This is a genomic window from Pseudodesulfovibrio karagichevae (genome assembly GCF_041414475.1).
Lineage (GTDB): Bacteria > Desulfobacterota > Desulfovibrionia > Desulfovibrionales > Desulfovibrionaceae > Pseudodesulfovibrio > Pseudodesulfovibrio karagichevae.
In genome coordinates, this window is record NZ_JBGLYH010000023.1 from 40,690 (window position 1) to 50,246 (window position 9,557).

Sequence of the window (9,557 nt, forward strand, 5' to 3'; positions counted from 1 at the left end):
ATGACCGGACTGACCCTGCGCAACACCTCCGAGTACATCCTGGTCGCGCCTGACCGCGACCTGCGTACCGTCATCGGCGGCAGCGACGAGCGCTGGCCCGGGGTGGTGGTGCCCAACGCCAACCTGTCGCTGGAGGTCGGCGGGCAAGAGGTCGCCTGGCTGAACATCAACCGGACCGATGCCACGGCCGCCGCTGGCGAGACGTTCGACGGCGAGACGCTGGCCACGCCGAGCGGGGATATCTTCCGCGTTGTCGACGACCGACTGAAATGGGACGTGGCGTTCACCGAGCATCCCGGCGCATACGCCTGGGCGTTCGGCCTCACCGACTCGGGCAACCTCTCGTACCACTACCAGCCCGCGCTGACGTGGGACGAGATCATGGCCGGGCACGAGCGGCCCGACGACGTGGTCGGGTCCTATGCCGTCTACATGGATCGGATGCACGGCCCGTATGGGACGGGTAAATTTATTCATGTGTACCGCCCATGGTTCCAGGATGCGAACGGCAATGGGCAGTGGGGCACGATCGACATCACCAACGGCGTGATGACCATCTCCATCGACCCGGCGTGGCTGGACGCCGCCGTGTATCCGGTAACCCTGGACCCGACCATCGGATATAGCACCATGGGTGCTTCCGTCGTGGCCGCATCTTCCGCGTATCGAGCGAACCTCGCGGCGGATATGTATACTGCCGTCAGCGGCGATACCGTCAAAGCCATTCACGCGGGGTTTCGGACGTACTCGTCGGGCAGTCTCAACGTCGGTATATTCGACGCGGCGGACAATTCCAGGGTGGCGAACGAGTCCGTTTACGTGGGCAACAGTTCATATGTTTTCAGGTCCGTAACGGGGTTGTCCATCTCCCTGACGGACGCCCATGAATATTTCATGGGCGCGGGCATCAATACGGCCGTCATGTATATTTACGACTCGTACACGAACGGAGCGTTCCGGGGGACCTACGCCGATCCGTGGGTCGACATCAAGGTGGCGAGCTACCGGCTCTCCATGTACGCCGATATCGAGTCCGGCGGGGGCTCGCCCGTCAACTTCGACGAAGCCCTGTCCGTTTCCGGCGGCGGGAGCGCATCCCTCACGGCCCGGCTCGGCTATCCGGCCGCGCTTTCCGCGACCGGAGGCGGGGCGGCCGAGCTGGCGGCGTTGGTCGGTTTTCTGGACAGCCTGAGCGCGTCCGGCGGTGGCGGCGCGGCGCTCGCGGACCGGGTCGGGTTCCAGGCCGGGCTGGCCGTCTCGGGCGGCGGGAGCGCATCGCTCACGGCCCGGATCGGATTCAAGGACGTCCTGTCCATCTCCGGCGGCGGTGCGGCCGAACTGGCGGCCGTGGTCGAATTCTATGAGGCCCTGGCCGTGTCCGGCGGGGGCAGCGCAACGATCTTCATCGAGGGCGACACCGCCGTGATCCGCGAGGTCATCCGCCTGGCGGGCAACCGCCGCCTCAATTTCCAGCTGGCCGGGCAGCGGCGGCTGGTCATCACATTAACCGGCAACATAGGAGATTGATCATGCCCTGGACCACTGTAGCGAAGAACGCCATGTTGAATGCCCACACGTCCCTGTATGCGGCCCTGTTCGACGGTGACCCGGCGGACACCGGCACCGAGGTGAGCGCGGCGCGCGTGGCCGCGACCTACGCGGCGGCCGCCAACGGCGCGCGGGCGCTGTCGAACAATCCTCAGCTGACCGTGGCCGGGGGCGGTCAGGCCACCCATTGGGCGCTGTTCGACGCCGCAACCGCCGGGAACATGCTGGCGTACGGCGCGCTCAGCTCCACCAAGACCGACCCCGCCGACTTCACCGTGACCGGCATCTCCGGCTCGCTCGATCTGAACAACGATCCCGCATAGGGGGTGACCATGGCCATCGAATACGCCTACGAGTTGCGGGCCGGGACCGGGTGTTTCATCGAGCTGGCGGTGACCACCGACGGCGAGGGTTCGGACCTGACCGGCGCGGCTTTCGTCTACGTGATAGCGGCCAGCGAGGGCGGTCCTCCGCTGGTGTCCAAGGCCGGGACCGTGAGCAGCGGCCATACGGTCGGCTTCCAGCTGTCCCCGGAGGACACGGCGGACCTGGCGGGCGAATACTACCACGAGTGCAAGGTCAAGGACACGGTCAACCAGTTGCCCACGGGCGTGGACATCATCGATCCGGCCACCAAGGAGTCGAGGTTGATGGTCAGGATCCGGCCCAGCTCGGCGGTGCTGCCCTAGACCTGGCCAGCCGCTGCGGGTACAGTGCCCGCATGAGCAGCCCGCAGCGATTCCAGGCCCGGCGCGACGGCGCGGACGGGGCCGTGGTCCGGGACAACCTGACCGGCCGGACCGTGGCCGTGTTTCCGCCCGACCCCGATATCCAAGGCATGGCCCGCCGCTTTGCCGACGCGGCCGCCGCCGAGTTCAACCGGCGCCATGAGGCGCACCTGGCCACTCGCCGCAGGCGCGGCTGGTGATGCGCAAGAGAAAGCCCCCGGTGACGGGAGCTTTTTGTTTTATCGTTCCTTGTTCGACTGCGAAACAACGGAACCGGCCAGCGACTTGGTTTTATCGCTGTACTTGTCACTTTGCAGCACCTTCGCGGCCTTTGTCTCCATTTCCTTGCCGGTCTGTTTCCCGGTGTTTGCCTGGGCGATGACCGAACCGGCCAGACTTTTGGCCGTTTTTGAGGCCGACTTGTCTTTTATGGTTTTCACGGCCAGATCGACAATGTCATCTGAAGATTGTTTCTTGTTGTACCCCATCTCACATCACTCCTTCGCGGCCTGCAGCCGCGCATAGTGTTTGTCGTGCTCCTTGATATACTTGATCTCGGCGTGGCCGGTGTGGACCAGGTCCTCCTGGAGGAGGTGGCCGTCTCGCCAGACCCAGGCGAGGAGGCGGCCGTAGCGGTCCCAGCAGTCCGGCTTTTTCGTGTAGTAGTCCTGGGCGGCCTCCAGGATCACAGTCCTGCCTCGGTTGATCCACTCTGTGGTGTAGGCCGTGGCCTCCTTGCCTCCCTTGGCGTTCCACTCCGGGCAGTCCACCCCGGCCATGCGCACGGCCATGCGCAGGCCGCGCACCTCCACCACCAGCGAATCGCCGTCGGTCACGGCCAGGACCTGGGCGACGATCCTGTCGCCGGGTTCGAGCAGGGTGACGTCCCCGGCCAGGGCGGGCAGGGCCAGGGCCAGGAAGAGCAGGGTGGTGATGAGAATGTTGCGCATGGTTGTCTTTATCTCTTTTCCGCTGCGGCTTCATCCCTGATTTGTTGGTACTCGGCCCGGAGCCAGCTTGCGAGCGCCTCTTCCATGTGCAGGAGTCGCGGTTGTATCTCGAACTCCCCGGTGCCGAGGTGCAGGGCGAACCCGGCCTGGTCGTACACCCCGCGCTGCCATTTCGCCTTGCCGTTGACGCGGGCCGAGAACGTCACTCCCTCGCATTCGCCCACGACATCCCGTTTCCATTTGTCAAGGCGCTTCCGAGAGACCGTGGTCACGGCGTCCTCGGCCAGGGTTGGAGGCAGGCCGAGCAGCACCTGGACGATTTCCTTGGCGGACGGGGGCTGGTTCCCGTAGGACCAGCGGCATTCCTCGTGGTTGAAACCGTACTGATCGCCGTCGTGGTAGACATTGAACCACGCCGGGTCGCTCGGCGATTGCCGGATATCCATGAGCCCGTCCTGCGTTTCCAGGTACATCCACCCCAGGGGGTAGCCCACTCTGTATTTGCGGCACAGCGCAATCTGCTTTTCTTGCTCCGGGTTGTGCCCATTGGGCGGGTTTTCGAGTCGGTCATATTCGCTGGCCAGATGCTTGCACAGCCGTTGCGGGTCCGTCTTGCTGTACGCGGAACGCCGCTTTTTCCAATCCGGACACGTACAGCGGGCTTCGCGCAGGTAGCAAACGTAAACCTCGCCGGAATTACGGAAGCTGCGAACTTTGATGAAAGGCCCGTGGATTAGTTTGCGGATGTAGTCGAGCATGTCGAATAGACCTTTTGCCTGCTTGTTTTTGTGTATTCTTTTTACCGGCTACTTCGTCCTGTCTATTATTGCAGCCATTGTAAACGAGGCCGGACTCCACCTCCAGCCTCGTCTAGTCCCTGGTGTGTTTGTCTCCCGGGAGCCTTGGCGGGCCGTTCGGCTGGTTGGTTTCCTGGGCGTAGGTCGGGCCTTCCGGCTCCAGGGCGCGGCTGTCCGGCATGGCGGCGGACACGGTATGATACCAGGACCGCAAATTTTTGATCACAAACGGCAACATGTCCACCAGCGGGGTGCCGGGCGCGGCGCGCTCGATGCCGTCCACGCGCTCGGCCACGGGGCCGAGGTGGCGGGCGGCCTTGCTGGCCTCTCCCACGAGCATGCCGTCTTCGCGCGTGTAGGATGCGGACCGCCGTATCTCGCCTTCCCCGAGCAACAACCATTCCGGGCTCAGTCCGAGCTTTCTGGAGATGACCTCCAGGTCATCAGCGCTGGGACGTTGTCCGCGCTTCCAGGCCTGAACCTTGCCTAAAGATACCCCGAAATAAGAGGCGATAGAGGCGTTGGTGGCTTTCTCTCGCTGTGAATCTGAAAATTCTTTTTTAATTAATTCAAACTGTTGAAGCCACTTCATATTAATTTTAATCGTAAAATGATTAAATTGCATTGACAATGGATTAAATTTAATCCAAACCTATACCCGACAGCAACAATCAACGAGCGAGGAGGGTGTCGTGTCGGAAAAAATCTCCACCATTCTCGGGCAGCTTCCCGATGAGATCGTCAGAGTGGTCGCCGAAGCCGGGTACGAGAACGACGAGACCGACTCTTGGACTAAGGTCCTGATGAGCAAGCCGCCCCTTCGGACGCGTACCCGGGTCTCCATATTTTGGTCTCGCCTCGCGGCTGGACTCGTCGTTACAGCCTCGGTCATGGACTTGGCCGAACCCGACATGCCGTCCATGAAGGTGCGGTGGGACTTCGGGTGGCCAGATGCGGAAGATGTTGCCACGGCGATCAACCGCCTCGAAACCTATTTTGAGGGGCCGTAATATATGGGCCCGAATTCTCTCGGTGTCAGATCAGGAAAGTCTCTGGCCACCTGTTCGTCCAATTCATGCTTGATGGTGCGAAAGGCGTCCAGAGTCTTGAATAGCACACCGTTAGCTTTACCGGCCCGGCTGGATTTCGGGTATGCGCGAGAGATGCTCACTGAGACATCATTCAAAAGATCCCTCGCCCGTTTGATTTTTTCACCCGCAGCCTTGTGTTCATCCAGTGTGAATCCCGGTTTCTTTTTGGGCATGGCGAACCCCTGTTAAATTTTTTTAAAGGTATTTGAAAAAATGTTTGATCGCAAGAAAGAACTCAAAAAGTGGTTTATCGATCATCCGAAGGTGACTGTGCAGACCATCGCCGTCACCTACGGCAAGTCTCCCGCCACGGTCAACGGCCACCTGTATCACTGCCCAAGCGCCCCGAGCGACCTGCTCAAAATCTGTAGGAGCGCGGGTATCCCCGACGACCTGCTCCCACCCGTGACCCGGTCCAAGGCCGAGCTTTTGGCCGAGGTCGAGTCTCTCCGCGAACGGCTGGCCAAGTACGAGCCTGACCGCGCCGTCGCATAAATTTCTATCCGTCGCATAGATTTCATTTATTTCACGCCCTGACAACCTGTGAACCGGAGTCGTTTCACACCATGAGAAAGCCAATCGACCTGACCGAGATGTCCCTGTCCCACGTGATCAGCCAGATGGTGTCCGGCTCGGGCAAGCCCGCGGCCGAGATCGCCGCCGAGGTGGGGTGGTCGCCTTCCGTGGCCAGCCGCATTTTCAACCCCAGCGAAGAATACTGGCCGAGCCTGCCCATGGCGCCCGCGTTTTGTGTGGCCTGCGGGTCGAGCCTGCTGATCGACTGGCTGGCGTGCCAGGCCGAGGCGGGCGGGGTGCGCTTCGAGCATGCCGCCATGGGGTGGCAGGACCTGCTGCTCACGTTGACCGACCTGGAGAAGGAGCTGGGCGACGTGGCCGAGGAGGTGCGCCAGGACATCGAGCCGGACCCGGACGGCGAGCGGCGCATCGACCGGACCGAGGCCAAGCGGATCATCCGCGAGGTCCAGGACGTGATCACCAAGGGCGTGGCCCTGATCAACGGCGTGCGGCCCATGGCCGGATGTTCCGGCGAGGACCGGTAGCAAAACCCACCCAAGGAGGTTCCCATGCCCGACGCGACCACCCAACTCGAGGAGATCAAGGCGCGCATCGATGCGCTGGTCCGGCAGGCCGCCGAAGGGGAGTTGTATCTGCCCGAGGTGGGGCGGGTGAAGATCATGGGGCTGATGCTGGACGGGGTGCTCATGGACACGCGCAAGCGGGACCGGCGGGCCGGGGCGGTGCCCATGGGCGGGATGGACAACAGCGTGCCCGCCGGGGACCGGGCGTAACGAATTTTCCGCCGGAGCGAAAGCCTGACAACCGGCGCGAACACCCCGTGCAAGGGAGGGCGGATGGGCCGCCCTCCCGAACCGGGAGCGAGGAGGAAGGAAGATTATGACCAGGAAAACGAAGAACGTAACCGAAGCGGACCGCGCCCTGTTCGAGGAGCGCATGGGCCGCATCATGAAAGAGCTGGGCGTGCGCACCCAGGTGCAGCTGGCCGAGAAGATCGGCGTGCGGCAGTCGTCCATCTCCGACGCCAAGCGGCGCGGGTCGATCCCGTCCGACTGGCTGCTGAGGATATGGAACGAGACGGGCGTGTCCCCGGCCTGGATACTGGACGGCGACGGGTGCGGCCACAAGTTCGCCGTGGCCTCGGACAAGGCCGGTGAACTGGTCAACGCGGCCGAGATCCGCGCCGGGATCGAGGCCCAGGTGCGGGCCGAGGTGGACAACCTGGACGCCGGGGAACTGATCCGGCGGCTGCGGGGCAAGTTGCCGGACGTGGTCATCACCATCGGCGGTCAGCCCGAGTTCGAGCCCATGGGCGATTCGGTGTTCAGCAGCAGCGGACAGTAACGAATTTCCCGCCGGGGTGTTGAGACCGGCGGGGCACTCGGCTCCTTTGGCAAGGGAGGGCGGATCGGCCGCCCTCCCGAACCGGGGGCCGGATGGAGGAAGGATATGACCTGGTACGCCGAGATATTGCCGATGTTGTTTACCCTGCTGGGGGTGGCCCTGGCTTGGGCCGTGGCTTCGCTGTTCGACTGGTGGTTGTACCGGCGCTCGATGAAGCGGCGGCAGTTGCCCTACGACGCGAGGATGCGGCCATGATGAGCCTGTCCATCGAGATCAACAACGCCCGGGCCCGGCGCATCGCCACGGTCCTGCGGCGCAAAATCCAGGACTGCCCGGAAGGCATCGGCCACACCACGATCCTGCTGCGCCGGATCAACCGCAAGCTGGGGCCCATCTCCCAGTTCAAGCGGACCGACGACCTGCGCATCTTCATGCAGAACGTCCTGGGCCTGACCTTGTCGCGCTTCGGCCGCCCCACCTGGATGCTGGACGACAGCATGCTCCTTTTCCTCGTCCGCATGGCCCCGTCCTTCCCCGCCAAGGAGGCCGCATGATCGCCGTTCCTTCGCCCAAAGACGCGCCCGGACGTCCCGGCCCCGGCAATCTCCGCCGCCCGCTCCGGTGCACCGACTCGCGCTGCCCGAGCCGTGACCGTTGCCGCCGACCCGGCTTCGACGGCCAGCCGTGTGATTTTTCGCGGAACCGGGCGGGGGCTGCGTTCTGCGGGTATTTTTTGAGCAGAGAGGAGGTGGACCGTGGCTAACCAGAGCAGGGACCTCGCGCCGGACAGGCTGCGCTGCCAGGACTACGACTGCCCGTCCTGGAAAAGCGATTGCGCGCGAGCCGAGGAGTGGACGGGCGAGGGGCGTTTTACGTGGCTGCCGCTGTGCACGCGCCGCGCCAAGGCACGGAAATGCCACATGCGGATCGACCCGGTGACCTTGGAGGAGGGGGAATAGAGGCATGCACAGACAAAACTTTTTCGGGAATTTCATGCTGGCCGTGATCTGGCAGGTGGAGTTGGAAGCCTGTATCCGCGCCCTGGGCATCCGCACGGATGTTGAGGTCGAAGGCCCGCGAAGGAGCGACCATGGATAGGCGCGGCACGGCCCAAGAACGGGCAGAGCATCGACCGATCGCCTGGTTCCTCGGATTCGCAACCTGGATGGAAAACCACCTGGCCCTGCGCAGGGCTGGGGAAGTCGGAAAATGAGAGGAAGTCGCCATGAAGGAACGTTGTTATCTTTATCTGGGTACAAGCGCTGTTGGTAAGTCCTCAAAGCCTATACTCTTGGGGGTATTTTCTCCCGCTCCTTTCCCTGAGACGATGGAAGATGCTTTTTGCGTGACCGATTTGCCGGTCCACTGCACCTGTGGATGGCGGGGCTGGACGTCTGAATTGGTCCACGAGTTGATCCACATATGTCCCCGCTGCGGAGGACAATGCTACGTCGACAATGATCCGCGTATTGTCCCCGGATTTGTCCCCTCTGGCCGCGTGCGCTGCATTGATTGTGGGCATGTTTTGGGCCGGTTCGGTTGCAAAACCAGACGGAGTGAAGATCAATGTGCATGTCCGCGATGTGAAGTGAGAGAGGTCGAAGGGCAAGGCGAGTTTACGAAGGACCTTGAGCAAGTCATGCAATTCAATGAGGTGCCTTTCTAGGCAAGATAATGAGAGGAAGTACGGCAATGAGCGAATATTGTCCTAATTGTGGCGCCGACATCTATTCCGAGATTTGTCTCCTCGAACCGGACGACAACAGTGTGATTGAAGATGCCGCGTGGGGAAGACATCCGACGTATGAAAGCGAGGGGGAGTGCCCCCAGTGTCACAGCAAATTCAAAGTGAGCTTCGATACTCTGGTGTCTGTTGACATCTCCGTCACCGACATCACGATCGATGATCCTCTGGATGTTCCCAAGGAAGTCATCGACGCATTTTTCAAACAAACTCCGTCTCAGTTCGTGTTCGCCCATGACACAAGGTGCGAGCACTGCCGGGCTCACCTCTCGATCCAAAAGAAGACAGCCAAAGAGGTCATGGACAACGGGATGCGTGTAGCCATGGAGTTCCCCGCTCCCCGTGTGACCTGCCAGAAGTGCGCAGCAAATTAAAGGAAGTGCGACAATGAAGAGTCATCCCATATGCGGAACGTGCGTTGGCACTAGGTGTAGGGCCGTGGCCGGAACGGAAAGGGATTGCCATTGGGCAGACGCCAAAGAGGCGTATGACGCGCTCCATGCCGAGAACGAGCGGCTGCGCGAGGCCATCAAGAACGTCATCGCATACGAGCATTGCGGGGAGTGTGGGAAAGGCTGCCTCGTCTTTTTCGAGGAGAAACCCTGCGCCGCCGACTCAAAGCCCTGCGAGGAAGTCTTCACGCTCCTCAAGCTGGTTTGGCCCGAGTTCGTTGAACATGAATGCAAAGAGTATGGAGGGTAGTCAGATGAAGATAGGTTGCATGCCTTTCGCCGCTCCTCTTGTCCGGGCGATTTTGGAAGGCACAAAGACGCAGACCCGCCGCGTAGTCAAACTGGATATAGCCAGAGACAACCGTT

20 protein-coding genes are annotated in these 9,557 nt (G+C 62.0%); 15 read left to right on the forward strand and 5 right to left on the reverse strand.

Going from position 1 to position 9,557, the window contains the following annotated elements; genetic code table 11:
* Genes AB6M95_RS09785 through AB6M95_RS09800 form a run of 4 tightly spaced genes read left to right on the forward strand, consistent with a single transcriptional unit; the run spans position 1 to position 2,476 of the window.
* Positions 1-1,527, forward strand: a complete 1,527-nt coding sequence (locus AB6M95_RS09785; RefSeq protein WP_371386556.1) for a hypothetical protein — start codon at positions 1-3, stop codon at positions 1,525-1,527.
* Between the two features lie 32 nt (positions 1,528-1,559).
* Positions 1,560-1,871: a phage tail fiber protein gene (locus tag AB6M95_RS09790; protein ID WP_371386557.1), complete on the forward strand. Its 312-nt coding sequence runs from the start codon at positions 1,560-1,562 to the stop codon at positions 1,869-1,871.
* Between the two features lie 9 nt (positions 1,872-1,880).
* On the forward strand, positions 1,881-2,237 hold the full coding sequence (locus AB6M95_RS09795) for a hypothetical protein (RefSeq protein ID WP_371386558.1): 357 nt from the start codon (positions 1,881-1,883) through the stop codon (positions 2,235-2,237).
* A gap of 32 nt (positions 2,238-2,269) precedes the next feature.
* The gene (locus tag AB6M95_RS09800) at positions 2,270-2,476 is read left to right on the forward strand and encodes a hypothetical protein (protein ID WP_371386559.1); all 207 of its coding nucleotides are present in this window, start codon (positions 2,270-2,272) and stop codon (positions 2,474-2,476) included.
* A 39-nt stretch (positions 2,477-2,515) separates the two neighbouring features.
* Here the strand turns inward: AB6M95_RS09800 and AB6M95_RS09805 are convergent, their stop codons facing one another.
* From AB6M95_RS09805 to AB6M95_RS09820, 4 genes are all read right to left on the reverse strand, one after another.
* Positions 2,516-2,764: a hypothetical protein gene (locus tag AB6M95_RS09805; protein ID WP_371386560.1), complete on the reverse strand. Its 249-nt coding sequence runs from the start codon at positions 2,762-2,764 to the stop codon at positions 2,516-2,518.
* 6 nt (positions 2,765-2,770) lie between these two features.
* A complete protein-coding gene (locus AB6M95_RS09810) occupies positions 2,771-3,226 on the reverse strand; it encodes a thermonuclease family protein (RefSeq protein WP_371386561.1) in 456 nt (151 codons plus the stop codon).
* An 8-nt stretch (positions 3,227-3,234) separates the two neighbouring features.
* On the reverse strand, positions 3,235-3,984 hold the full coding sequence (locus AB6M95_RS09815; protein WP_371386562.1) for a hypothetical protein: 750 nt from the start codon (positions 3,982-3,984) through the stop codon (positions 3,235-3,237).
* A 112-nt stretch (positions 3,985-4,096) separates the two neighbouring features.
* The gene (locus AB6M95_RS09820) at positions 4,097-4,615 is read right to left on the reverse strand and encodes a helix-turn-helix domain-containing protein (RefSeq protein WP_371386563.1); all 519 of its coding nucleotides are present in this window, start codon (positions 4,613-4,615) and stop codon (positions 4,097-4,099) included.
* Between the two features lie 100 nt (positions 4,616-4,715).
* Between AB6M95_RS09820 and AB6M95_RS09825 the strand changes: the two genes are divergently transcribed.
* A complete protein-coding gene (locus AB6M95_RS09825; protein ID WP_371386564.1) occupies positions 4,716-5,033 on the forward strand; it encodes a hypothetical protein in 318 nt (105 codons plus the stop codon).
* On the opposite strand, the gene AB6M95_RS09830 is transcribed toward AB6M95_RS09825, so the two are convergent.
* Positions 5,015-5,287, reverse strand: coding sequence for a hypothetical protein (locus AB6M95_RS09830; protein ID WP_371386565.1), 273 nt, complete (start codon positions 5,285-5,287; stop codon positions 5,015-5,017). The two genes, AB6M95_RS09825 and AB6M95_RS09830, sit on opposite strands and share 19 nt — an antisense overlap.
* 97 nt (positions 5,288-5,384) lie before the next feature.
* Here AB6M95_RS09830 and AB6M95_RS09835 point away from each other — a divergent pair, with 97 nt between their 5' ends.
* The 10 genes from AB6M95_RS09835 (at position 5,385) to AB6M95_RS09880 (ending at position 9,441) form a co-directional block, all read left to right on the forward strand.
* The gene (locus AB6M95_RS09835; RefSeq protein WP_371386566.1) at positions 5,385-5,609 is read left to right on the forward strand and encodes a hypothetical protein; all 225 of its coding nucleotides are present in this window, start codon (positions 5,385-5,387) and stop codon (positions 5,607-5,609) included.
* A gap of 71 nt (positions 5,610-5,680) precedes the next feature.
* Positions 5,681-6,175 carry a phage regulatory CII family protein gene (locus tag AB6M95_RS09840; protein ID WP_371386567.1) on the forward strand — a complete coding sequence of 165 codons (495 nt, stop codon included), beginning with the start codon at positions 5,681-5,683 and terminating at the stop codon, positions 6,173-6,175.
* 24 nt (positions 6,176-6,199) lie between these two features.
* Positions 6,200-6,424, forward strand: coding sequence for a hypothetical protein (locus AB6M95_RS09845; RefSeq protein WP_371386568.1), 225 nt, complete (start codon positions 6,200-6,202; stop codon positions 6,422-6,424).
* Between the two features lie 106 nt (positions 6,425-6,530).
* Positions 6,531-6,995 carry a helix-turn-helix domain-containing protein gene (locus AB6M95_RS09850; RefSeq protein ID WP_371386569.1) on the forward strand — a complete coding sequence of 155 codons (465 nt, stop codon included), beginning with the start codon at positions 6,531-6,533 and terminating at the stop codon, positions 6,993-6,995.
* 105 nt (positions 6,996-7,100) lie between these two features.
* On the forward strand, positions 7,101-7,250 hold the full coding sequence (locus AB6M95_RS09855) for a hypothetical protein (protein WP_371386570.1): 150 nt from the start codon (positions 7,101-7,103) through the stop codon (positions 7,248-7,250).
* Positions 7,247-7,549 (forward strand): hypothetical protein, encoded by a 303-nt coding sequence (locus AB6M95_RS09860; RefSeq protein ID WP_371386571.1) that lies wholly within the window; start codon positions 7,247-7,249, stop codon positions 7,547-7,549. Before AB6M95_RS09855 ends, AB6M95_RS09860 begins: the two co-directional genes overlap by 4 nt.
* Before the next feature lie 201 nt (positions 7,550-7,750).
* Positions 7,751-7,954, forward strand: a complete 204-nt coding sequence (locus AB6M95_RS09865; protein WP_371386572.1) for a hypothetical protein — start codon at positions 7,751-7,753, stop codon at positions 7,952-7,954.
* A gap of 4 nt (positions 7,955-7,958) precedes the next feature.
* The gene (locus AB6M95_RS09870) at positions 7,959-8,093 is read left to right on the forward strand and encodes a hypothetical protein (RefSeq protein ID WP_371386573.1); all 135 of its coding nucleotides are present in this window, start codon (positions 7,959-7,961) and stop codon (positions 8,091-8,093) included.
* 594 nt (positions 8,094-8,687) lie between these two features.
* Positions 8,688-9,113, forward strand: a complete 426-nt coding sequence (locus tag AB6M95_RS09875; protein WP_371386574.1) for a hypothetical protein — start codon at positions 8,688-8,690, stop codon at positions 9,111-9,113.
* A gap of 13 nt (positions 9,114-9,126) precedes the next feature.
* Positions 9,127-9,441, forward strand: a complete 315-nt coding sequence (locus AB6M95_RS09880) for a hypothetical protein (protein ID WP_371386575.1) — start codon at positions 9,127-9,129, stop codon at positions 9,439-9,441.
* Positions 9,442-9,557 lie beyond the last annotated feature (116 nt).